This is a genomic window from Streptomyces sp. NBC_01016, assembly GCF_026341035.1.
Classification (GTDB): domain Bacteria; phylum Actinomycetota; class Actinomycetes; order Streptomycetales; family Streptomycetaceae; genus Streptomyces.
Map to the genome: position 1 here is coordinate 3,472,838 of NZ_JAPEOQ010000001.1, position 22,575 is coordinate 3,495,412.

Sequence of the window (22,575 nt, forward strand, 5' to 3'; positions counted from 1 at the left end):
GCGGGAGATTCGCGGCCCACAGCGATGCGTCACGATCCGAAGACCATGTCAAGGACACGACTCATCCGAACGTCGTGGAAGTGGGTTCCGGGAGTTACCACGTCTTCCGTGCGGTTGTATCTCCAGCCGTTGTTCACACCCTCGTAGTGGCGGTGGTGGATCTGTTCGCTGATCTCGGCGTTGACGCCGGGGACGCTGTGCACGCGCCATTGTGTGGTCTGCCAGTCCTGCATCCCAGGAATGATGGTCCACTTCTTCGTCGTCATACGGCCCGTGCGATGTCGGTAGTCGACGAACCGGCGCTGGCGCATGGCGTGCATCGGCTCGACGGTCGCCTTGGCGATCCAATATCCGTGGTAGCCCACAGCGCCGGACTCCGACTCGGCGGCATGGTCGAACACCGTCCGGCCATCGCTGGTGAGGACCAGTTCGTCGATGTCCGCGCTGATGACCCCCGCCGCCTTGCTGAGGTAACGGAAATGTCCGTGTTCGAGCATGCCGTACTGGCAGTAGTCGGAATCCCAGACCTTCTTCGGACCGCCCTCGGGGCCCCACGGATAATTCCAGGAGACAACTACGGCCGTTGAAATTCCGCGTACCGAGGAGATGGCCTCGGCTACGTCTTCGGGGCTGTACTGGGTGGAGTTGTTGTCATAGAAGACCACGCCTGTCACGCCGTGAACCACGTGGTAGTAGTGCAGGAAATCCTTGATCCAGACAAGGTCGTTGTCCTTGGATTTTGTGATGATGGTGCGCTGCCCCGCGAAGAGGTCCGATTCGTCGGGGGCGATCACCATGTCGAATCGCGAGTCCGCCAGGTCGAGTGACAAATGTTTACCGGGGTGGCCGCCAACAATCCGCGAGCGCTGTGTGCGGTCCCAGTCGCCGAGTTGGAGCGAGCCACTCACGTTCATGCCGTCCAATCGCCAGTTGGCGCCCTCAAGTTCCGACTTGAGATTGTTCAGCGGCGGGCCGCAGAGCCACACGTCATTGCCAAACCGAAATGCGTCGTAAAACAGTGTTCGGCTGTCGAACTCGTCAAGGTATCCAGGCTGTCGATCAGCCGGCTCGCGGGGCGGATCACGGCGCAGCGCGGAGCTTTCCGGGAGCGTCATGCCGGTCGGCCGTACGACCTTGACGGTTCTTGACTCCGAGTTGTCGGCCGGACAGTGCAGGTCACAGGCTTCTTTGGCGCGGCGGATCGGCCGCAGGAACTCTTCGAGCGTGAGTGGTCCGGATGGCCGTGGGGCCCGGTCGTTGTCGGCCTCCAGTTGGGCGACGCGGAGCTTGAGCCGCGCGATCTCTGCGCTCAGGTCGCCAGGCGGCTCTGGCGGGAGTGCCATGGCAGTGCGGTCGATGGCCCTAGAAGTCATTGTTCCCTCACTCCAGTTACCGAAGGCGCTGCACCGGACGCCCGGGCAGTGCCGGGGCCGATTATGGATGTGCGTGGTCGCGTCCTCGCAGGCAGCGCAGACATGAGTGTGTCGGGAGCCTGCCAGATTGCCGGCGAAGGCCTCCCGTATGGGCGCAGCCGGTCTCGGGGATACGCATGTCTCCACTCTCTTGACGCACGGTGCGGGCGAGCGGTGCGGTCAGTCGAGTTGGAGGACGGTGGAGCGGGCCACGTCCTTGACGAAGGTGACGCGTCGGTCGAAGGCGCCGTCGGACGCCCACATCTTGGTGATGTCGCGCTCCACCTTGCGGTTGGTGTCGTCGAGGACGACCAGGGCGCCCTTGGCCAGGCGCGGCAGCAGCTGCGGCACCGCGGGGTAGCGGGCGAGCGGCGCCGTCGGGCGCGGCGGGCCGTCGATGAAGAGCAGGTCGACGTCGGCGATGTCACCGAGTCCTGACAGGTCGTACCACGGCTGGGTGCCGAGGCCGGGGACCTCGGTGTCGACCAGGGGGGCGTCGACGACCGTCGCCCACGACTCCAGGCCGTGGTCCACGAGCCGTTGCCGGGTCACCTCGGCGAACTCCCGGTCGTGCTCGACGGAGGTCACGTGCCCCTCGCCGCACTTGCGCAGCGCCGCCGCAGTCCACAGGGTCGACGCGCCGGAGCCGCACTCCAGCATGGTGCGCCGGGCGGACCGGCCCATCACCTCGTCGACGATGAACAGGATCGTCGGGGCGATCGCCGCCCAGTTGGCGCCGAGCACCGGCATCGGCATGTCGCCGTCGATGAGGTGGTTGTAGCGGCGCATCAACTCGGCGACCACGTAAGGCTGGTGCTCGAGCTGCTTGCGGATGCCCGTGAGCGCGGCGGTCAGCGTCTTGGTCTGCTGCTGGAGCGCACGCAGGACCTGTTCGGTGTCGGCGGCGCTGAGTACGGGCTCCGCCGGCTTGACGACGGTTGCCTGCGGCTTTGCGGCCTGCGGCCTTGCGAGGGCTTTGAAGAGCTTCACGTGTACTTCCCGAGTGGATGTCAGACGTCAGTGGCAACACTGAGCGGGTGGAGGAGCGCTCGACGGCGTGGCTATGTGCGCGGGCATCAGGGCTCCAAGGACAGGGAGCGGTTCGGACGCACGTCGGCAGGGGTGTCGCGCTGTTCGCGCTGTACGGGGCTCGGCTCCGACGGCTCCGGCGGCTGCGTCGGCTCTCCCAGGAACACCCTGCGCACCACCCGCTCCGTGGCGTGTCCGTCGTCGTACGGGCAGAAGCGCGCGCGGAAGGCGGTGCGGAGCTGGGTGGAGCGGGAGCCGTTCCAGTGGCCGGTGACGAGGACGTCGATCAGCTCGTCCTGGGTCCGGGCGAACGGGCCCGGCGGGAAGGCGCGGATGTCGAAGTAGGTGCCGCGGGCCGCCTCGTAGGCCGTGTGGTCGTCGGTGAACAGGACGATCGGACGGTCCAGGGCCGCGTAGTCGAACATCAGGGACGAGTAGTCGGTGACCAGCGCGTCGGAGGCCAGGCAGAGCTCTTCGACCGAGTGGTGGTCCGACACGTCGATCACGCGCGGGTGGGATTCCGCGGCGCTCTTGTCGGTGGCCGCCAGATAGTGGGCGCGGGTCAGGACGACGTGCGACGGTCCCAGGTTGCGCGCCAGACGGGCGAGGTCCAGGCGAGGTGTCTGGGTGCGCTGGTAATCGCGGTGGGTGGGGGCGTACAGGAAGACGGTCGCGTCCCCGGGGATGCCGAGGAGTTCGCGGGTGCGGTCGCGGTCGGCCCCGCTCGCCCTCGCGAAGATGTCGTTGCGCGGGTTGCCGTACTCCAGGGTGGTGTAACCGGCCGGGTAGACGCGTTCCCAGGTGAGGGTGGAATGCCGGTTCGCCGAGAGGCTGTAGTCCCATTTGTCGGCGTTCGTCAGGAGGGTCGCGAAGTCCATTCCGCCGGCCGCCGCCGGGTGCTCCTGGAGGTCGAGGCCCATCTTCTTCAGGGGCGTGCCGTGGTGGGTCTGCAGCAGGATCTGACCGGGGCGCTTGCGCAGCCTGCGGTCGAAGTTGACGTTGTTGACCAGGTACTTCGCGCGGGCCAGGGCCGTCCAGTAGGAGAACGTGCCGGGGGTCAGGCGGTGGGTTCCGGTCGGCACGGTGTGGGTGTAGTCGGGGCGTGCGATCCAGGCCGTACGCATCGAGGGGACCAGGTCACGCACCATGGACTCGATCGCCGCGGGGCTGCATGAGTAGCCGCGGTTCCAGTAGGCGGAGAAGACCGCGAGATCGTCCTTGACGGGCAGCAGGCACTGGATGCGGTAGTGGGTCTGCAGGGTCGCGCCGCGGGCCGCGTGGGCCGCGCGTCTGAGATGGCGCAGGGCGAGGGCGCGTACGTTACGGGTCCCCATGACGGTGCGATAGGAGCGGTGCGCGCCGAGCCGGACCAGGCCGTGCCGCATCCGGGTGGGGGGCTTCACGCGGGTGCCCGGTGTGCTCGGCGTGCGGTACAGCGCGTAGTGCCGGCGCGCGCGCCGCAGGAAGTCCGCCCGGCTTCCGCGGGGCAGACGGCCGCGGGTGGTGAAGATCGTGCAGAAGTGGTCGATCATCCGCCGGAAGATCAATGGCCGCCACTGTGCGGGGAGTTCGGGATGCGCGTCGAGGAACGCGAAGACCCGGTCGTACTGGTCGAAGATGTCGAAGTGCTTCGGGCTGACCGTGGACAGGATGTTGCCCTGGCGGCGCTGGCGGTAGTGGACACAGACCCGGTCGAGCGTGGCCATCGATCCGGCGGCCATCAGCGCCGGATACGTCCAGGGGGTGTCCTCGTAGTACCCGGGCGGGAAGGTCAGGCCGGAGTCGACCAGGAACTCGCGGCGGTACGCCTTGTTCCACACGACCATCAACAGGCGGAGCAGCGACGGGCGTTCGGCCAGGGTGAAGGGGGCCGGGCCGGATTCCTCGAGCAGGTGCGCGTACTGGTTGCGGGCGAGCGAGCCGTCCCAGTGTGCGCGCGCGTAGTCGTAGACCAGGATGTCCGGGTCGTCGGTCTCCTTGATCCGGTCGGCGATGGCGGCGAGCGAGCCGGGTGCGAGGGTGTCGTCGCTGTCGAGGAAGATGACGTACTCGCCGCTCGCCCGTTCCAGGCCGGCGTTGCGGGCCGGGCCGAGCCCGGCGTTCTCCGGGAGATGCACGGCCCGCACGCGCGCGTCGCGCGCCGCGTAGGCGTCGATGATCTCGCCGCAGGCGTCCGGCGAGGCGTCGTCGACCGCGATCAGCTCGTAGTCCGTGTAGGACTGGCTGAGCACGGAATCGAGGCAGGCATGCAGATACGCCTGAACCAGATGTGCGGGGACGATCACACTGAAGCGGGGCAAGGGCGTATCCATCGGTCGGTCGGCTGTGAACAGACAGGGATCTGTTCACAGTCAACGCCGATCCGCGATATTCCGTTGTATTTTGAGCGGCATTCGGGGGGTTCGGTGATGTATGTACCCGGATGGTCGTAGAGGCGCTACTTGTCCGGATACGTGCCGGGGGTCAGACCGCGACGAGCTCCCGCTCGCGGTCCGGCGTTTCGGCCTTGGGCTTCTTGTTCGGCTTGTTCGGCAGCGAGAGCCGGAAGACCTTGTGCCACGCGGAGAACACCTGCTTGGGCAGCGGTCCTGTGACGTAGTCCAGCTCGTACTTCTCGAACAGCGCGCGCACCTTCACCGCGACCTCGGCGTACCGGTTGCTCGGCAGGTCCGGGAACAGGTGGTGCTCGATCTGGTGCGACAGGTTGCCGCTCATGAAGTGCATGGCCTTGCTGCCGCTGATGTTCGCCGAGCCCATCATCTGGCGCAGGTACCACTGGCCACGCGTCTCGCCCTTGATCGACCGGCGCTCGAAGACCTGCACGCCCTCGGGGAAGTGCCCGCACATGATCACCGAGTGGGACCAGATGTTGCGGACCAGGTTCGCGGTGAACGTGGCGCCGAGCGTGGGGAGGAACGACGGGCCCGAAAGCAGCGGGTGGATCACGTAGTCCTTGAGCACCTGCTTGCGGATCTTGCGGCCCACGGCCTTGGCCCGGGCGCGGAACTCCGGGTTCTTGCGGCGGCGCTTGTTCAGGTTCTTGCCGAGCTCCAGGTCGTACGCCGCGATGCCGTACTCGAAGAAGCAGGCGTTGATGAAGTTCCACACCGGCTGGCCGAGGTGGAACGGGTGCCACTTCTGGTCCTCGTCGACGCGCATGATGCCGTAGCCGAGGTCGTTGTCCTTGCCGATCACGTTCGTGTACGTGTGGTGCAGCTCGTTGTGCGAGTGCTTCCACTGGTCGGACGGCGAGACGTGGTCCCACTCCCAGGTGGTGGAGTGGATCTTCGGGTCCCGCATCCAGTCCCACTGGCCGTGCAGGATGTTGTGGCCGATCTCCATGTTGTCCATGATCTTCGCCACGGACAGCCCGGCGGTGCCGAGCAGCCACGCGGGCGGGAAGATTGAGAACAACAGGACGCCCCTGCTGACCAGTTCGAGCGTGCGCTGCGCCGAGATGACCTTGCGGATGTACGCGGCGTCCTTCTCTCCGCGTCCTGCGATCACCTCGTCGCGGATCGCGTCCAGCTCGCGGCCGAGCTCCTCGATCTGCTCCGCGGTCAGGTGGGCGGTGGGGTCGATGGCGGTCAAGGTGCTCCTACCGTTCGATGTCGCAGGGGCCCGCCGCGGCGGACACGCAGGTCTGGATGAGGACGCCGGGGTCGGCCTCGGTGATCTCGCCGGTGCGCAGGTCGCGGACGGCGCCCGCCTTGAGCGGCGTGACGCAGCCGAAGCAGATGCCCATGCGGCACCCGGAGGGCATGAGTACGCCGGCCTCCTCGCCGACGTCCAGCAACGGCGTGGCGCCGTCCGCGTCGGCGGTCCTGCCGGTGGCGCTGAACGTGACCTCGCCGCCGTCGCCGACAGCGGCGATGCTGGGGCGGAAGCGTTCGGTGTGCAGGCGCTCTAGGACGCCGTGCTCGGTCCAGTGCGCTTCGGCGGCGTCGAGCAGGCCGGCGGGCCCGCAGGCCCAGGTCTCGCGCTCGGCCCAGTCGGGCACGAGTTCGTCGAGTCGGGCGATGTCGAGCGTGCCGTCCGTGTCGGTGTGCACCTCGGTGAGCTGAAGCTTCTTCTCCGCGGCCAGTGCGTGCAGTTCGTCACGGAAGATCACGTCCTGCGGCCGGGGCGCACTGTGGACCATGACGACGTCGTCGAACTCGGTGTCGCGCAGCATGCCCATCACGGGCGTGATGCCGCTGCCGGCCGTCAGGTAGAGCACCTTGGCGGGCTTGGCCCGCGGCAGCACGAAGTCACCGGTCGGCTGGTCGAGGTGGATCAGCGTGCCCGGTTTCGCCTTGCGGACCAGATGGTTGCTGACCTTGCCGTCCGGGATCGCCTTCACGGTGATCGTGAGGCGGCCGTCCTGGCGGTGGCGGTCGGTCGGCGAGGTGAGGGAGTAGGCACGCCACAGGCGCACCCCGTCGACGTCGACCCCGATCCGCACGTACTGACCGGCCGTGTGGCCGCGCCAGCCCCGGCCCGGCCTGATCACGACGGTCGCGGCGTCACCCGTCTCGGGGCGCACGGCTTCGATGCGCCCACGCAGGTCGGCGCCCGCACGCAGCGGGCTGACCAGGTCGAGGTAGTCCGACGGCAGCAGCGGCGTCGTGACCATTTCCAGCAGTTTCCAAGCCCTGCTACGGAGGGCCGTACTCGTCATGGCTCCAGCCTGCTGTGCCGCAAGGCGTAAAGTCCTGACCGCAGGACGTAAATCTGGCTGGCCGAATTGTTCGCAGGGAACAAAAACGTGAACCATGCAATCCGGAGGGCCAGCGAACTGGCCCTGGACGAGACGACGGTCACCGCGCTTCGGGCCGCGGTGAAGACCACCGCCGACGAGGTCGTCCAGGCGATCATCGACGAGGTCCCTCCCTACGCCAACGCCCTTTCGGGCCGCATGGGCGGCACCATCCGCCGGGCCGTCCGCACCGCCCTGGGGCACTACCTGGACCTCGCGAGCGGGAACGCCTCGGGCGGCGACGGCGGTGACGCGGCCTACGAGTTGGGCCGCGGCGAGGTGCGCGACGGCCGTTCGATGGACGCCCTGCTCAGCGCCTATCGCGTCGGCGCCCGCGTGGCCTGGCGATGCCTGGCAGCGGGTGCCGTACCCGCGGGTCTGCCCGCCGCCGAGGTCGCCAAGTTCGCCGAGCTGACCTTCGCCTACATCGACGAGCTCTCCGCCGCGAGCGCCGCGGGCCACGCCGACGAGCTGGCCGCCCGGGGGAGGGCCCACGAGCGCCACCTGGAACACCTGGCCCGCGACCTCCTCGCCGGCGCGAGCCCGGATGTGCTCCTTGCCTCCGTTCAACGGGCCGGGTGGCAGCCGCCGGATTCGCTGACCGCGGTCCTGCTGCCCGCCGCCCAGGCCCGGCCCGCCTACCGCACGCTCGACCCGGGCACCCTCGTCCTCGACGATCTGCCGGACGCCACCGGTGTGCTGCTCGTCCCCGATGCCGACCGGTCACATCTCTTGCGGCAGCTGACCGACCGCACCGCTGTGGTCGGCCCGGCCCGGCCGTGGGCCCGGGCGTCCGCCTCGTACGCACGAGCCGTCCGCGCGCGCTCCCTCTCCCCTGACATTCACGACACCGAGGACCACCTGCCGGAGTTGGTGCTGAGCGCCGACGCGGACGCGTTCGCGGACCTGCGTGCCCGAGCCCTCGCACCGCTCGGGACCTTGCCCGTCGCGACCGCACGGCGGCTTGAGGAGACGCTGCGGGAGTGGCTGCTGCACCAGGGCAGGCGGGACGAGGTGGCGGCGGCGTTGTTCGTCCATCCCCAGACGGTCCGGTACCGGATGTCGCAGCTGCGGCAGCTGTTTCCGGATCTCGCGTCGCCGCACCGGGTCCTCGAACTGACGCTGGCGGTCGGGCTGCGTGAGGGGTGACGCGAGGGATGACACGGGATGACGCGGGATGATGGGGACGGAATGACGGAACGTGAGAGCAGGAGCTTCCATGGCGAGCCGGATACACCGACCCCGTGAGGACGCGGAGTTCGATTTCATCCTCGGGATGAGCGGAGTTCCGGTCCTCGCATACTTCACCGGGACATGGCCCAAGGCGATCGAGCCCTGCCGCGTGATGGACCTCGTCGTGGGTGGCATCGCCGACGACTGCGCGGGCCGCCTGACGGTCGTCCGCGTTGACATCACGCGTTGTCCGGCCGCGACCGAGCGGTACGGGGTCACCGGGGCTCCGTCGTATGTCCTGCTGAAGGTGGGAGAGGCGGTGGCGCACGGCACGGGGCCCATGACCACCGCCGAGGTACGGAAGGTCCTGGACGGCCACCTCTGAGCGGCTTCAGTGGTGCCCGGTGTCGGGGGCCTGCCGGAGGGTGCGGCAGGTGAGTGCGGCGTGGAGGGTGGGTACGTCGGCGGGGCGGGTGGCGTCCATGCCTGTCAGGTCGGTGATCCTGCGCAGCCGATAGAGCACGGTGTTGGGGTGCACGTTGAGGTTCTGGGCCGTGCGGCGTCGGTCCGCGTCGTGCCGCAGGTAGGTGCTGAGGGTGAGCAGCAGGTCGTGGTGACCGTGCAGCGGATCGAGGAGCCGGGCCATGTGGTCGCGGGCCGGGCCCGGTCGGGAGAGCTGGTACTCGATGGCCAGGTCTTCCAGCCGGTAGAGGCCGGGCGGCCGGGCCGAGGCGGTGGCGATGTGGGTCAGTTCGGCGGCGACGGGGCAGGCCTCGGGGATGTCGCGGGGGAGCGCGGGGACGGCCGCGGCGTGGACGGGGCTGCCGGCGGCCCGTTCGAGGTGGGTTGTCAGCTGTGCGGTGTTGTCCCAGTGGGCCGGGGTGAGGCCGTCGGGATCGGTCTCGCAGGGCAGCAGGGCGATTCCGCCGTCGGTGGTGAGTGAGGTGAGTGCGGCACCTCGGGTGTGCAGGTCGAGTTCGGTGCGTACGCGGCGGAGCTTGCGCTGAGCGGCGACGGCCGGGTCGACGTCGGGGGCCCGCTCGTCCGGGTGCGGGGCGAGGGACAGGGAGAGGGAGAGGACCAGGTAGCCGGGCGGCAGGGGCGGGCCGGCCCCACTCGCGGTCGCCGAGTCGGCCCGGCCCTCCAACAGGGCGTTGAGCAACAGCTGTTGGGCGCTGTGCCGCTCACCGGCCGTGGACCGCATCTCCTGGAGGTAGCCGGCCGTGACGGCGGTGGTGACGAGTTGCAGGTATTCGAGGATCAGCCGGTGCAGCGTGGTGAGAGCCGCCAGGTCCTCGCCGCGCGCCCTGGCCGCGACCTCGTCCACGCACAGGCGGGCGCCGAGGAAGTAGGCGGCCACCACCGCCTCGGCGGGCAGTCCTTCCTCGGCGCGCCGTGCGGCCGAGCCGCTCAGCTCGGCGAGCTGCTCGGGGCCGGGCATCTGGCCGTCGGTCAGTACCTGGGCGAAGCCGTTGATCCCGCGCCGGACCATGCGTGTGACATCGCCCGTGAGCTGTTCGGCGGGAAGTTTGCCGTAGACGGGGAGCCGCACCCGCAGCCGTTCCACGACCTCCCCCTGGAGCCGGTGCAGGGAGCTCAGGAGGTAGTGCTGGAGGTCTTCGCCGCCGACGGTGATGCCTTCGGGTTTGTACGCAGCCACAAAACACCTCGCGAAACGCTGTTCTCCCGACCGGAAGCGGGGAGCCGGTGCGCCGACATGATGTATCCCACCACAAACTTACCGGCCGGTAAACGGCGTGCCCGTCTGTCTGCCCGCCGGGCGAGAGCCGCGTCGACCGGTGCGTTCGCGCGCACCGCCAACCCCTCGAAGGAGCCCCGTGTTCTCCCGTTCGCGCGCCGTGCTGACAGCCGTCATCGCCGCATCCGCTCTGGCGACTCCCGCCGCCGTCCCCACGGCCACGGCCGCGGCCGCCGACCCCCTCGACTACGTGGCGATGGGGGACTCGTACGCCGCCGCCCCGCTGGTGCTCCCGACCGACACCTCGAATCTGCTGTGCCTGAGGTCCCTGGCCGACTACCCGCACATCGCGGCCAAGGCGCTCGGGGCGAAGCTGACCGACGTCAGCTGCTCGGGCGCCACCGTCGAGAACTTCAGCAGTTCCCAACACCCGGGCACCGCACCCCAATTCGACGCCCTCGACGAGGACACGGACCTCGTCACCCTCACCATCGGCGGCAACGACACCAACCTGGTCGCCGCGACCCTCCGCTGCGTCAACGTCGCGGCCAAGCCGCTGGGCAGCAGCTGCGCCGCCGCCTACACCAAGGGTGGCGTCGACACACTGAAGGCCGACATCGACGCCTGGGCGCCGAAGTTCGCGGCCACTCTGGACCGCGTCAACGAACTGGCCCCCAATGCCGATGTGTTCGTCATCGGATACGGCAACTACATCCGCCCCGGCGGCTGTTTCCCCACCCAGCCCATCTGGGACGTCGACGCCACCTACATCCAGAACACGGTCAACCACCTCGGTGCCACCCTGAAGAAGACGGCTCAGGACCACGGAGCGACCTTCGTCGACACCTACCCCCTCGGCGTCGGCCACGACAGCTGCGCGGCACCCGCCGACCGGTACCTCGAAGGCCTGGTCCCGACCCACATCGCCGCCCCGCTGCACCCCAACGCCGCCGGCTCGAAGGCCATCGGCGGAGCCGTTGCCGCGGCGGTGGGTGGCTCTTCCTAGGTTCAGGTGGGCCGGCCGTGCCGCACCATGGTGCGGTCCCGCGGGAGGCCAGGGGCGCTAGCATCAGTGAGCCCGCTGAGGTCCGATCGAGAAGGCGATTCCGCGAGATGTCCGATGACGCATACCTGTTTCTTCTTCCGGACCGCCGGCCCCGGCTGGGGGCGCCGCTGGCTGTCGTCGGCGACCTGGAGTGCGCGGAGACACCTGCCGTACGCGGGTGGCTGAAGGCGCATGGCGTCTCGGTGACGTCGGATCAGGTCAGGATCCTTCCGGCCCAGGCGAAGGCCTTCCTGCCCGAGGGCGCGGAGCACTTGCCCGTTCCGCTGAGCGAGGAGGAAGCGCTGCGGGTCGAGCAGGAGTGTGCCCCGCAGTCGGTCACGGACATGGAGAGCGAACTGCTGGAGTTCCGGCAGACGACGCAGGGCTGGGAGGCGCTCGTGCACCGGGCCCTGGAGGCAGGAGTTCCGGGCGAACGGATCGCCCGGCTGACCGGTCTGGACCCTCAGGACATCGGCCGCCTCATGGCGTGAGCCGAGAGAGGTCGCTCAGAGCCAGTCGCGTCGCTTGAAGATGAAGTACAGACTGACGCAGACCGTGGCCATCAAGGCGATCGAGAGCGGGTATCCGAGCACCCAGTGCAACTCCGGCATGTGATCGAAGTTCATGCCGTAGACGGTGCCGACGAGGGTGGGGGCGAAGAGGATCGCCGCCCAGCTGGAGATCTTCTTGATCTCCTCGTTCTGTTCGAAGCCGGCCTCCGCGAGTGCCCGCATCTCCGCGTTCTGCTGCTGGGTGACCAGTGTCGCGTTCACCGTGAGGATGTCGGCGAGGGCCTGGCGGAACGAGTCGACGCGTTCGCTGGTGTGGGTGACGTGGTCGGCCACGTCGCGGAGGTAGCGCTGGAGCTCCTCGTCCGTGCCGTACTTCGCGAAGCCCGCCATCAGGGCGTGCAGCATGCCGACCAGGGGGCGGGTCGCGCGCTGGAACTCGACCATTTCCCGGGAGAGTTCGTAGATGCGGCGCGAGACGGCGGGGGCGCCGGAGAAGACCTCCGTCTCGATCTCGTCGACGTCGTTCTGGACGCCGGACACCACCGGCGCGTAGCCGTCGACGACCGCGTCGAGGATGGCGTAGAGGACCGCCTCCGGGCCGAGCCGGAGCAGGTCGGGGGTGGCCTCCATGCGGCCGCGGACCGCCGAGAGGTCGGGGGCCGCGCCGTGCCGGACCGTGATGACGAAGTCGGGGCCCACGAACACGTGCAGCTCGCCGAAGTCGACCTCCTCCTGCGCGTCCAGATAGCGGGCCGCGCGCAGGACGACGAAGAGGGTCTCGCCGTAGCGCTCCAGCTTCGGGCGCTGATGTGCCTCCAGCGCGTCCTCGACCGCGAGGTCGTGCAGGTCGAACTCGGCGGCCAGCGACTTGAGTTCCGAGTCGGAGGGGCGGGCCAGGCCGATCCACGCCATCGTGCGCGGCTTCTCGCGCAGCTGCCGGTAGGTGTCCGTGAGGGTCTCCGGGGTCGCGACCCGCACCCCGTCCCGGTACAGCGCCGCGTTCACCACGGTGTCCTGGTCCTGCGGCGCCGGGGCGGTCGCGGGCGCGGTCGGCGGATCGGACGGTGGGGGCGTCTGGTCGGCCGACCGGCGCCAGGAGTAGCGGCGCGCCCCACCGTGCTCGTTCCGGCCGGCTCGTCCCTGCCGTCGTGTCATCGCCGCCTCCCTCCGTGGTTACGCTGCCGGGTCCCCGGCAGCGTAACCAGCGAAGGTGACATCACGGTGCAGCGCATCGCGGACCGCATCCGACCTAATTTCCCGTTACCTTCCCCGTATGACGACGAAGCCGATGTCCGCCCGCGCCCTGGGGCGCGCCACCCTGGAGCGCCAACTCCTGCTCGAACGGCGCCCGTTGAGTGCCGAGGACACCATCGACCGGCTGGTCGGGTTGCAGGCGCAGGAGGTACGGCCGCCGTATCTCGCGCTCGCCGCGCGCCTCGCCGACTTCACCCCCGCCGCGCTCTCCACCGCCCTGGAAGCGCGCCGCGTGGCCCGGCTCGTCACCATGCGCTCCACCATCCATATGCACACCGCCGACGACTGCATGACGCTGCGTCCCCTCGTGCAGCCCGCCCGCGACCGCGAGCTGCGGATGTTCCGCAAGGGCCTCGTCGGCGTCGACCTCGACCGGCTCACCGAGCTGACCCGCCGGTACGTCGAGGAGGAGCCGCGCACCCCGAAGGAGATCCGCGAGCTGCTCCTCGGGCACTGGCCCGATGCCGACCCACAGGCCCTCACCATCGCGGCCCGCGGCTGCCTCCCCCTCGTCCAGGTCACACCGCGCGGCCTGTGGCGGCGCAGCGGCGGGGTGCGGCTGACCACCGCCGAGCAGTGGTTCGGCCGGACCACCGAGCCGACGCCCGCCCCGGACGACACGATCCTCCGCTACCTCGGCGCCTTCGGGCCCGCCTCGGTGAAGGACTTCCAGCAGTGGGCCGGCATCACCCGGACCAAGGAGGCCTTCGAGCGGCTGCGGCCCCGGCTCGTGACCTTCCGCGACGAGCACGGCGTCGAACTGTTCGACCTGCCCGACGCTCCCCGCCCCGACGAGGACACGCCCGCGCCGCCGCGGCTGCTCGCCGAGTTCGACAACCTCCTCCTGTCGCACGCCGACCGCACCCGAGTGATCCACGAGGTCGACCGGGGCCGCAACTGGCAGGTGAACACCGCCTACTTGACGTTCCTCGTCGATGGATTCCTGGCGGGGCTGTGGACCCTCAAGGAGGGCAAGGAGAGTAAGGAGGGGGCGGTCGGCAGCGTGCTCACCCTCGAACCCTTCCGGAAGCTCACGCCCACCCAGCAGGACGAACTCGTCGCCGAAGCGGAGCGCACCGCCGCCGTCCTGGAAGCTCCGGGACCGGTCACCGTGGACTTCGGCACCGTCCGCACATGACCCACGGCCTGTACGCGCTCCTCAGTCCGCGCGGCCCGTCGCCGCCACCGTCACGCCGAGGCCTATCAGCGCGAAGCCGCCCGTCCCGCCGATCATCGAGAGCCGCCGGTCCGAGCGCGCGAACCAGGTGCGCGCCGCCGACGCGGTGAGCCCCCACAGCGTGTCGGTGACCAGGCCTATGGAGATCGGGATCAGGCCCAACAGGAGCATCTGCGTGGTGACATGACCCACGTCGTGGTTCACGAACTGCGGGAGCACCGCCGCGAAGAACACGATGCCCTTCGGGTTGGTGACTCCCACGAGCACTCCGTCGGCCACGGTGCGCAGATCGCCGCGCGGTGGTCCCGCCGGGCCCCGTATGTCCGAGGCCTTCAGGTCGCGCCGGTGCCGGAACGCCTGCACGCCCAGGTACACGAGGTACGCCGCGCCCGCGAACTTCACCGCCAGGAACAGCGACGCCGACCGCTCCACGAGCGCGCCGATACCGAGCGCCACCGCCACCACCAGCAGGTACGAGCCGACGACATTGCCGAGCGCCGTCGCCACCGCTGTACGTCGCCCGTGCGCGAGCGCCCGCCCGATCACGAACAGCACGCTCGGCCCCGGAACCACGATCACCAGCAGCGACATCGCCGCGAACGCCAGGTACCGGTCCATCGACACCATGTCCGCCATGGTCCTCCGCCCCCTCCCGCCTCGTCCCTCACCGCACGCGGAACCCCACGCAGAACCGCACGTAGAACCCCACGCAGACCATTGAAGCCCACGCCACTGACAATCGCCGGGCCCCACCATCAACCCGCCGTCACCCCTACGGCAATATCCCCGCCCGCCGAGCCGCCACCACGGCCTCTCCCCGCGTGTGCGTCCCCAACTTCCGCATGGCGGAGCGGAGATACCCCTTCACGGTCTCCGGGCGCAGGCCGAGCCGCTCGCCCGCCCCCGCGTTCGTCGCGCCCGCCGCCACGCACGCGAGCACGTCCACCTCGCGCGGCGTGAGCCGCACCGGCGCCTCCGCGGGCCGCACCGGATCCGACGCCAGGGCCAACTTGCCGCACACCGCGAGCAGCTCGCCCCGCAGCCCGGGGTCGACGAGCTTCGGCGCGAGCGCCCGCAGCGCCCCGTGCGCCTCCCGGACCTCCTCCCACGACCCGGCGTCGTCGGCGGCCGGAGCCCGCGTCACGGCCAGCAGGGACTGGACCTCGTCGCGCACCACCAGCGCCTGCTCCACGTCCCGCGCGGCCGCCATCGCCGCGTCGAGCGCCCGGTCGCCGAGCGGCCGGGCCGCGCGCAGCGCCCCGTACAGGACGCCCCGCACCCGGCGTCGTACGACGACGGGCACCGCGAGGACCGAGTGCAGGCCCTCGGTCGCGACCGCGGCGTCGTACTCGTGGCTGATGTGCCGCGAGCCCTGGTAGTCGGTGACGGCGCACGCCCTGGCGAGGCTCAGGGCCTTGCCGCCGAGACCGTTGCCCGCCGTGATGCCGAGGCCGCGCAGCGCGCCGGTCGACGCGCCGCTGAGTTCGGCGATCCGTACCTGCCCCGCTGCCCGGCCCGCGCTCGCGGTCAGCCCGCCGAACGCCACGGGAAGCCCCGTGCCCCGGCGCAGCCGCACCAGCGCAGCCCGCATCTCGACCGCCTCGGCCGTTCCTGCGCCCACCGTCCATCACCTCGCCGCGCACTGTTCACCCCCGTATGGGGGTGGTGAGACCTGCGTCACTCCCTACACGATGGCAGACACGTCCCGCGACGGTGCGGGACATGCGGTGGATCCCGGGCCACCCAAGGACATACGGAGCGCAGATGACGACGGCGAACGGACCGACGGCGAACGGATCCGCGGCGAACGGATCCACGGAACAGTTCCGCACAGCCCGTGACTTCCTGTTGCAGCACGCACGGGACTACGAGTCGGCGTACGAGGGCTTCGCCTGGCCCCGCCCCGAGCGTTTCAACTGGGCCCTCGACTGGTTCGACGTCATCGCCGAAGGCAACGACAAGACCGCCCTGCACATCGTCGAGGAGGACGACTCCGAGGCGCGGTTCTCCTTCGACACCATGCGCCGCCGCTCCAACCAGGTCGCCAACTGGCTGCGCGGGCACGGGGTCGGCGCGGGCGACCGGGTGCTGCTCATGCTCGGCAACCAGGTCGAGCTGTGGGAGGTGATGCTCGCCGCGATGAAGCTGCGGGCCGTCGTCATCCCCGCCACGCCGCTGCTCGGCCCCGCCGATCTGACCGACCGCGTGGAGCGCGGCCGTGCCCGGCACGTCGTCGCCCGCCCCGAGGACGTCGCCAAGTTCGGCGAGGTGCCGGGGGAGTACTCCCGGATCGTGGTCGGCGCGGCCGCGGCCGACGAGGGCTGGCTCGCCTACGAGGACGCCGCCGGCGCCGCCGACACCTTCGAGCCCGACGGGGTGACCGGCGCCGAGGACCCGCTGCTCCTGTACTTCACGTCCGGCACGACCGCCCGCCCCAAGCTGGTCGAGCACACCCATGTCTCGTACCCCATCGGGCATTTGGCGACGATGTACTGGATCGGCCTGCGCCCCGGCGACGTCCACCTCAACATCTCCTCGCCCGGCTGGGCCAAGCACGCCTGGTCGAACTTCTTCGCGCCGTGGAACGCCGAGGCGACCGTCTTCCTCTACAACTACACGCGCTTCGACGCGGGGCGCCTGATGGCCACGATGGACCGCGCGGGAGTGACGTCCTTCTGTGCGCCGCCCACCGTGTGGCGCATGCTCATCCAGGCCGACCTCACCGCCCTGCGTACGCCGCCCAGGGAGGTCGTCGCCGCGGGCGAACCGCTGAACCCCGAGGTCATCGAGCAGGTCGAGCGCGCCTGGGGCATCACCATCCGCGACGGCTTCGGGCAGACCGAGACCTCCGTCCAGGTCTCCAACAGCCCCGGCCAGCGCCTCAAGTCCGGCTCCATGGGGCGCCCGAGCCCCGGCTTCAAGGTCGAGCTGCTCGACCCGGTGACCGGTGCGCCCGGCGCGGACGAGGGTGAGATCAGCCTGGACCTCTCCGCCCGCCCCGTCGGCCTGATGGTCGGCTATCACGGCGACCCGGAGCGCACGGCGGAGTCGATGGCGGGCGGCTACTACCGCACCGGCGACATCGGCTCCCGCGACGCCGACGGCTACCTCACGTATGTGGGCCGCGCCGACGACGTCTTCAAGGCCAGCGACTACAAGATCAGCCCCTTCGAGCTGGAGAGCGCACTGCTCGAACACGAGGCGGTTGCCGAGGCGGCCGTCGTGCCCGCCCCCGACGCACTGCGGCTCGCCGTCCCGAAGGCGTACGTCGTGCTCGCCGAGGGATTCGAACCGGGCCCGGACGCCGCCGAGTTGCTCTTCGAGCACTCCCGCGCGGTCCTCGCCCCGTACAAGCGCGTGCGCCGCATCGAGTTCGCCGAGCTGCCCAAGACGGTCTCCGGGAAGATCCGCCGCATCGAGCTGCGCGAGGCCACGGCCAAGGGCTCCGTCGCCGAGTACCGCGAGGAGGACTTCAAGTGAGCGCCGCACCGCAGGAGTTGTCGTACACGCACGGGGCCGGCGAGGCGCCGCTCCTCGGCGACACCGTCGGCCGCAACCTGCGGCGGGCCGTCGAGGCCTGGCCCGACAACGAGGCGCTGGTCGACATGGCCGACGGGCGCCGCTGGACGTACGCCCAATTCGGCTACGCGGTAGGGAATTTGGCGCGCGGGCTGATGGCCCGGGGGATCGCCAAGGGGGACCGCGTCGGCATCTGGGCGGTCAACTGTGCCGAGTGGGTGCTCGTGCAGTACGCGACCGCGCGGATCGGCGCGATCATGGTGAACATCAACCCCGCCTACCGGGCGCACGAGTTGGCGTTCGTGCTCAAGCAGTCGGGTGTCTCGCTCCTCGTCTCGTCGACCGAGCACAAGGGCACGGACTACCGCGAGCTCGTACGGCAAGTGGCTCCCCAATGCCCGCAGTTGCGCGAGCCGGTCTTCATCGGCACGGACAGCTGGGACGCCCTGGTGGCGGCAGCGGACGGCGTCACGGATGACCAACTGGCGGCAAGGGAAACCGAGTTGTCCTGCGACGACCCGGTCAACCTCCAGTACACCTCCGGCACGACCGGCTTCCCGAAGGGCGCCACGCTCTCCCACCACAACATCCTCAACAACGGGTACTGGGTGGGGGAGACGGTCGGCTACACCGAGCAGGACCGGGTGTGTCTGCCCGTGCCCTTCTACCACTGCTTCGGCATGGTGATGGGGAACCTCGGCGCCACCTCGCACGGTGCGTGCATCGTCATCCCCGGCCCGTCCTTCGAACCGGCCGCCACCCTGCGCGCCGTGCAGCAGGAGCGGTGCACGTCGCTGTACGGCGTACCGACCATGTTCATCGCGGAGTTGAACCTGCCCGACTTCGCGACGTACGACCTGAGCAGTCTGCGTACGGGGATCATGGCGGGCTCCCCGTGTCCGGTCGAGGTGATGAAGCGGGTCGTCGCCGAGATGCACATGGCTGAGGTCTCCATCTGTTACGGCATGACCGAGACGTCCCCCGTCTCCTTGCAGACGCGCCGCGACGACGACCTGGAGCGCCGCACCGGCACCGTCGGCCGCGTCCTGCCGCACATCGAGGTCAAGGTGATCGACCCGGTCACCGGCGTCACGCTGCCGCGCGGCGAACCCGGTGAGCTGTGCACGCGCGGGTACAGCGTGATGCTCGGCTACTGGGGCGAGCCGGAGAAGACCGCCGAGGTCATCGACGCCGGCCGGTGGATGCACACGGGCGACCTCGCGGTCATCCGCGAGGACGGCTACGGGCAGATCGTCGGGCGCATCAAGGACATGATCATCCGCGGCGGCGAGAACATCTCCCCGCGCGAGATCGAGGAGTTCCTCTACGGGCATCCGAAGATCGCCGACGTGCAGGTCGTGGGCGTGCCGCACGAGAAGTACGGCGAGGAGGTGCTCGCCTGTGTGATCCTGCGCGACCCCGTGGAGGCGCTGACCCTCGACGAAGTGCGCGCCTTCTGTCGCGACCGGCTCGCGCACTACAAAATCCCGAGCCGTCTGCGTCTTCTCGAACGGTTCCCGATGACCGTCAGCGGGAAGGTCCGGAAGGTGGAACTCCGAGAGGGGTACGGGGAGTTGTAGAACCGGCAACCGCAATAAGGGGGCTCACGGCTCCCTTCGCATGCACACCCTGGGCCACCGGTCCAGGCCGTGCTCGGCCTCGGCCGCGCGGATCGCGCGCAGCCCCGGTGTGAGCCCGGCCCCGGAGAGCCGGCGGAAACCGAGGCGCTCGTAGTACGGGGCGTTCCACGGAACGTCGGCGAACGTGGTCAGGGTGAGGCCGGTCAGGCCCTGGTCGCGCGCGCAGTCGGCGGCGCACGCGATCAGGGTCTGACCCACGCCGCGGCGGGCGGCGTCCGGGTGCACGGTGACCTGCTCGATGTGGAAGGCGCCGTCGACGGCCTCGGCGACCAGGTAGGCGACCACGGTTCCGGTGTCCTCGGCCGCGACCCAGGCGTGCCCCGCCCGCCGGAACCGCTCCAGTTCGGCGACCGTGGGTGGCGCGTCGTCGGCGATCGCGGCCATGCCGACCGTACGGAAGATCTCGCCCGCGGCCGACTCGATCGCCTGGAGGCGGGGGAGGTCGGCGGGCTCGGCGCTGCGAATGATCACCCGGAGAGTATGCCGAGGTGGGGGCGCCGGGTCACCGGAATTATGTGCCGGGTGCCTATGTGCGGCGCGCCTACGTGTCGTGCGTCTATGTGCCGCGCGCCTACGTGCTTACGCCCCGCCCGCGATCAGCTCGTCCGCCGGGCTGTTCACCGGCTGCGGAACCCCGGCGAGGTCGAGGACGAACAGCGGGACGCCGAGGGCGTCGGCGCGGGTGCTGGCCTCGTCCGCGTAACCGGCCAGCGAGAAATAGGCGCAGGCCGCGGACTCCGTCATCGACTGCAGCCACAGGCACTCCACGTCGCGCAGCGTCGCGGGCCGCACCGACGGCTCGACCTGGACGACGACCCCGCGCGCCGCGAGTCCGATGCCGGAGGGCGGGCGCTGGTCGGCCCTGCGTACGTCGTCGTAGCCGAGCCAGCGCAGATACAGCGCCACGGCCGTCACGGCGTCGCGCGCGGTGCGGATGGCGACGGGCTGGAACGCGGGGCGCGGGGGCGCGGCCGTGCGCGGCAGCGGGATGTGGGCGGGCGCGGGCGCCTGGTCGTCGTGGACCGGGACGCGCAGCACCGAGCCGCAGGCGCAGCCCAGCTCCGGCCGGGGCCACCGGTCGTGCCGCCCGCACATGGGGCAGCGCAGCGTCACCCAGTCGTCGTCCCAGGTGCGCTCGGAGACGGGGACGGGAGCCGCGCCGCGCACCATCGGCGGCGCGACGGGCGCGCCACAGGCGCAGGGCAGGGCCTGGGGTGCGTACAGATGCTCGCGCCGGCAGGTGGGGCAGCGCAGGTGGGTGGGCTCGGCCATGGCAACTCCCCCTCGGTCCTGCCCCGGAAACGGATCGACGTCTGTCTCATCATCCACCTTGACGGCCTCCAAAGCGCCCCTCTACATTGCTTCCATATAGCAGAACCTAGTTTCCGCATCGTGAAAGTGATCGAGGGATCGATCGGGAAGCGAGCGCGGGACTAGGCGACGGAATTCAGAGCTCGCCGCGGGGCGCGACGGGAGCGCGAATCCGACAGCCACAGCCGTAGCCGTAGTTGTACAGCTGCACAGCCGTACACAGTCACAGCAGGAGTCGGGAGCACTCATGGCTCGAATGACCGCCGCCCGCGCGGCCGTTGAGATCCTCAAGCGCGAGGGCGTCAGCAATGCGTTCGGCGTGCCCGGTGCCGCCATCAACCCCTTCTACAAGGAGCTCAAGGAGAGCGGTGGCATCGACCACACGCTCGCCCGCCACGTCGAGGGCGCCTCGCACATGGCCGAGGGCTACACCCGGGCCAACCCGGGCAACATCGGTGTCTGCATCGGCACTTCGGGTCCCGCGGGGACCGACATGATCACCGGCCTGTACTCCGCCACGGGCGACTCGATCCCGATCCTGTGCATCACGGGTCAGGCGCCGAGTCACCTGCTGCACAAGGAGGACTTCCAGGCCGTCGACATCGCCTCGATCGCCAAGCCGGTCGCGAAGATGGCGGTGACGGTCCTGGAGGCCGCGCAGGTCCCGGGCATCTTCCAGCAGGCCTTCCACCTGATGCGTTCGGGTCGTCCGGGTCCGGTCCTCATCGACCTCCCCATCGACGTCCAGCAGACGGAGATCGAGTTCGACCCGGAGACGTACGAGCCGCTGCCGGTCTACAAGCCGGCCGCGAGCCGCGCGCAGATCGAGAAGGCGGTCAAGCTCCTCGTCGAGTCCGAGCGGCCGCTGATCGTCGCGGGCGGCGGCATCATCAACGCGGACGCGAGCGAGCTGCTCGTCGAGTTCGCCGAGGTCACCAACACGCCTGTCATTCCTACGCTGATGGGCTGGGGCACGATCCCCGACGACCACGAGCTGAACGCGGGCATGGTGGGCCAGCAGACCGGTCACCGGTACGGCAACGCCACGTTCCTGGAGTCGGACTTCGTCCTCGGTATCGGCAACCGGTGGGCCAACCGGCACACCGGGTACAAGCTCGACGTCTACCAGGGCGAGCGCAAGTTCGTGCACGTCGACATCGAGCCGACGCAGATCGGCAAGATCTTCGCGCCGGACTACGGGATCGCCTCCGACGCGAAGGTCGCGCTCGAGCTCTTCGTCGAGGTCGCGAAGGAGCTGAAGGCCGCGGGCAAGCTGCCGGACCGCTCCGCGTGGGTCGCCTCGCACCTGGAGCGCAAGTCCACGCTGCAGCGTCGTACGCACTTCGACGACATCCCCATGAAGCCGCAGCGCGTCTACGAGGAGATGAACAAGGCGTTCGGCAAGGACACGCGGTACGTGACGACCATCGGTCTGTCGCAGATCGCGGGCGCGCAGATGCTGCACGTCTACAAGCCGCGCCACTGGATCAACTGCGGCCAGGCCGGCCCGCTCGGCTGGACCATCCCGGCCGCGCTCGGCGTCTCCAAGGCCGACCCGGACACGCAGGTGGTCGCCCTCTCCGGCGACTACGACTTCCAGTTCATGATCGAGGAGCTGGCGGTCGGGGCGCAGCACCGCATCCCGTACGTCCATGTCCTGGTGAACAACGCCTACTTGGGCCTGATCCGCCAGGCTCAGATCGGCCTCGACATCAACTTCCAGGTCAACCTGGAGTTCGAGAACCAGAACAGCCCCGAGCTGGGTGTCTACGGTGTCGACCACGTCAAGGTGGCCGAGGGGCTCGGCTGCAAGGCGATCCGGGTGACGGACCCGAACGAGCTGGGTACGGCCTTCGAGCAGGCCAAGAAGATGGCCCAGGAGTTCCAGGTCCCGGTCGTCGTCGAGGCGATCCTGGAGCGGATCACGAACATCTCCATGAGCCCGACCGCGGACATCAGCGCGGTCAAGGAGTTCGAGGAGCTGGCCACGGAGCCGGGCCACGCACCGACGGCCATCCGGCCGCTGAAGGTCTGAGTCGTACGCCCCTGGGCGGGCCGCCGGTTCC

General features: G+C 69.8%; 19 protein-coding genes. 8 read left to right on the plus strand and 11 right to left on the minus strand.

Annotated elements, in window-relative coordinates:
* Positions 1 to 29 precede the first annotated feature (29 nt).
* From OG746_RS15900 to OG746_RS15920, 5 genes are all read right to left on the minus strand, one after another.
* Positions 30 to 1,343, minus strand: coding sequence for a capsule biosynthesis protein CapZ (locus OG746_RS15900; RefSeq protein ID WP_266715252.1), 1,314 nt, complete (start codon positions 1,341 to 1,343; stop codon positions 30 to 32).
* A gap of 249 nt (positions 1,344 to 1,592) precedes the next feature.
* The gene (locus tag OG746_RS15905) at positions 1,593 to 2,402 is read right to left on the minus strand and encodes a class I SAM-dependent methyltransferase (RefSeq protein WP_266715253.1); all 810 of its coding nucleotides are present in this window, start codon (positions 2,400 to 2,402) and stop codon (positions 1,593 to 1,595) included.
* A gap of 86 nt (positions 2,403 to 2,488) precedes the next feature.
* Positions 2,489 to 4,741, minus strand: a complete 2,253-nt coding sequence (locus tag OG746_RS15910; RefSeq protein WP_266715254.1) for a bifunctional glycosyltransferase/CDP-glycerol:glycerophosphate glycerophosphotransferase — start codon at positions 4,739 to 4,741, stop codon at positions 2,489 to 2,491.
* A 163-nt stretch (positions 4,742 to 4,904) separates the two neighbouring features.
* Positions 4,905 to 6,032, minus strand: coding sequence for a fatty acid desaturase family protein (locus OG746_RS15915; protein WP_266715255.1), 1,128 nt, complete (start codon positions 6,030 to 6,032; stop codon positions 4,905 to 4,907).
* Between the two features lie 7 nt (positions 6,033 to 6,039).
* On the minus strand, positions 6,040 to 7,056 hold the full coding sequence (locus OG746_RS15920) for a ferredoxin reductase (protein ID WP_266715256.1): 1,017 nt from the start codon (positions 7,054 to 7,056) through the stop codon (positions 6,040 to 6,042).
* A 132-nt stretch (positions 7,057 to 7,188) separates the two neighbouring features.
* On the opposite strand from OG746_RS15920, the gene OG746_RS15925 reads away from it, so the two are divergent.
* Complete coding sequence (locus OG746_RS15925) at positions 7,189 to 8,328, plus strand: PucR-like N-terminal domain-containing protein (RefSeq protein ID WP_266715257.1); 1,140 nt, start codon at positions 7,189 to 7,191, stop codon at positions 8,326 to 8,328.
* 70 nt (positions 8,329 to 8,398) lie between these two features.
* The gene (locus tag OG746_RS15930) at positions 8,399 to 8,737 is read left to right on the plus strand and encodes a thioredoxin family protein (RefSeq protein ID WP_266715258.1); all 339 of its coding nucleotides are present in this window, start codon (positions 8,399 to 8,401) and stop codon (positions 8,735 to 8,737) included.
* A gap of 6 nt (positions 8,738 to 8,743) precedes the next feature.
* On the opposite strand, the gene OG746_RS15935 is transcribed toward OG746_RS15930, so the two are convergent.
* Positions 8,744 to 10,012, minus strand: a complete 1,269-nt coding sequence (locus tag OG746_RS15935) for a PucR family transcriptional regulator (RefSeq protein WP_266715259.1) — start codon at positions 10,010 to 10,012, stop codon at positions 8,744 to 8,746.
* A gap of 178 nt (positions 10,013 to 10,190) precedes the next feature.
* Here OG746_RS15935 and OG746_RS15940 point away from each other — a divergent pair, with 178 nt between their 5' ends.
* Positions 10,191 to 11,057 (plus strand): SGNH/GDSL hydrolase family protein, encoded by an 867-nt coding sequence (locus tag OG746_RS15940; RefSeq protein ID WP_266715260.1) that lies wholly within the window; start codon positions 10,191 to 10,193, stop codon positions 11,055 to 11,057.
* Between the two features lie 107 nt (positions 11,058 to 11,164).
* On the plus strand, positions 11,165 to 11,587 hold the full coding sequence (locus OG746_RS15945; RefSeq protein ID WP_266715261.1) for a DUF6003 family protein: 423 nt from the start codon (positions 11,165 to 11,167) through the stop codon (positions 11,585 to 11,587).
* Positions 11,588 to 11,602: 15 nt separating this feature from the next.
* Here the strand turns inward: OG746_RS15945 and OG746_RS15950 are convergent, their stop codons facing one another.
* Positions 11,603 to 12,763 (minus strand): magnesium and cobalt transport protein CorA, encoded by a 1,161-nt coding sequence (locus OG746_RS15950; protein WP_266715262.1) that lies wholly within the window; start codon positions 12,761 to 12,763, stop codon positions 11,603 to 11,605.
* Positions 12,764 to 12,881: 118 nt separating this feature from the next.
* On the opposite strand from OG746_RS15950, the gene OG746_RS15955 reads away from it, so the two are divergent.
* Entirely contained in the window at positions 12,882 to 14,000 is a 1,119-nt protein-coding gene (locus OG746_RS15955; protein ID WP_266715263.1) for a winged helix DNA-binding domain-containing protein, read from the plus strand.
* Positions 14,001 to 14,021: 21 nt separating this feature from the next.
* Here OG746_RS15955 and OG746_RS15960 read toward each other — a convergent pair whose 3' ends face one another.
* Both OG746_RS15960 and OG746_RS15965 read right to left on the minus strand, forming a co-directional pair.
* The gene (locus OG746_RS15960; protein ID WP_266718986.1) at positions 14,022 to 14,666 is read right to left on the minus strand and encodes a LysE family translocator; all 645 of its coding nucleotides are present in this window, start codon (positions 14,664 to 14,666) and stop codon (positions 14,022 to 14,024) included.
* Positions 14,667 to 14,811: 145 nt separating this feature from the next.
* Positions 14,812 to 15,630: a response regulator transcription factor gene (locus tag OG746_RS15965; RefSeq protein WP_266718988.1), complete on the minus strand. Its 819-nt coding sequence runs from the start codon at positions 15,628 to 15,630 to the stop codon at positions 14,812 to 14,814.
* A 173-nt stretch (positions 15,631 to 15,803) separates the two neighbouring features.
* On the opposite strand from OG746_RS15965, the gene OG746_RS15970 reads away from it, so the two are divergent.
* Positions 15,804 to 17,519 (plus strand): AMP-binding protein, encoded by a 1,716-nt coding sequence (locus OG746_RS15970; protein ID WP_266715264.1) that lies wholly within the window; start codon positions 15,804 to 15,806, stop codon positions 17,517 to 17,519.
* Positions 17,516 to 19,138 (plus strand): AMP-binding protein, encoded by a 1,623-nt coding sequence (locus tag OG746_RS15975; RefSeq protein ID WP_266715265.1) that lies wholly within the window; start codon positions 17,516 to 17,518, stop codon positions 19,136 to 19,138. The genes OG746_RS15970 and OG746_RS15975 overlap by 4 nt, the downstream gene beginning before the upstream one ends.
* A 24-nt stretch (positions 19,139 to 19,162) precedes the next feature.
* Here the strand turns inward: OG746_RS15975 and OG746_RS15980 are convergent, their stop codons facing one another.
* Complete coding sequence (locus OG746_RS15980; protein ID WP_266715266.1) at positions 19,163 to 19,669, minus strand: GNAT family N-acetyltransferase; 507 nt, start codon at positions 19,667 to 19,669, stop codon at positions 19,163 to 19,165.
* Positions 19,670 to 19,777: 108 nt separating this feature from the next.
* Entirely contained in the window at positions 19,778 to 20,470 is a 693-nt protein-coding gene (locus tag OG746_RS15985; protein WP_266715267.1) for a hypothetical protein, read from the minus strand.
* Positions 20,471 to 20,756: 286 nt separating this feature from the next.
* On the opposite strand from OG746_RS15985, the gene gcl reads away from it, so the two are divergent.
* The gene (gene gcl, locus OG746_RS15990) at positions 20,757 to 22,544 is read left to right on the plus strand and encodes a glyoxylate carboligase (RefSeq protein WP_266715268.1); all 1,788 of its coding nucleotides are present in this window, start codon (positions 20,757 to 20,759) and stop codon (positions 22,542 to 22,544) included.
* The last annotated feature ends 31 nt before the right edge of the window (positions 22,545 to 22,575 follow it).

What these genes read in the sequence shown, in the direction of transcription:
- gcl (WP_266715268.1), top strand. Translation starts at nt 20,757, where the DNA reads ATGGCTCGAATGACCGCCGCCCGCGCGGCCGTTGAGATCCTCAAGCGC.
- OG746_RS15970 (WP_266715264.1), top strand. Translation starts at nt 15,804, where the DNA reads ATGACGACGGCGAACGGACCGACGGCGAACGGATCCGCGGCGAACGGA.
- OG746_RS15920 (WP_266715256.1), bottom strand. Translation starts at nt 7,056, where the DNA reads ATGGTCACGACGCCGCTGCTGCCGTCGGACTACCTCGACCTGGTCAGC.
- OG746_RS15950 (WP_266715262.1), bottom strand. Translation starts at nt 12,763, where the DNA reads ATGACACGACGGCAGGGACGAGCCGGCCGGAACGAGCACGGTGGGGCG.
- OG746_RS15960 (WP_266718986.1), bottom strand. Translation starts at nt 14,666, where the DNA reads ATGGTGTCGATGGACCGGTACCTGGCGTTCGCGGCGATGTCGCTGCTG.
- OG746_RS15945 (WP_266715261.1), top strand. Translation starts at nt 11,165, where the DNA reads ATGTCCGATGACGCATACCTGTTTCTTCTTCCGGACCGCCGGCCCCGG.
- OG746_RS15930 (WP_266715258.1), top strand. Translation starts at nt 8,399, where the DNA reads ATGGCGAGCCGGATACACCGACCCCGTGAGGACGCGGAGTTCGATTTC.
- OG746_RS15900 (WP_266715252.1), bottom strand. Translation starts at nt 1,343, where the DNA reads ATGGCACTCCCGCCAGAGCCGCCTGGCGACCTGAGCGCAGAGATCGCG.
- OG746_RS15965 (WP_266718988.1), bottom strand. Translation starts at nt 15,630, where the DNA reads ATGCGGGCTGCGCTGGTGCGGCTGCGCCGGGGCACGGGGCTTCCCGTG.
- OG746_RS15955 (WP_266715263.1), top strand. Translation starts at nt 12,882, where the DNA reads ATGACGACGAAGCCGATGTCCGCCCGCGCCCTGGGGCGCGCCACCCTG.
- OG746_RS15985 (WP_266715267.1), bottom strand. Translation starts at nt 20,470, where the DNA reads ATGGCCGAGCCCACCCACCTGCGCTGCCCCACCTGCCGGCGCGAGCAT.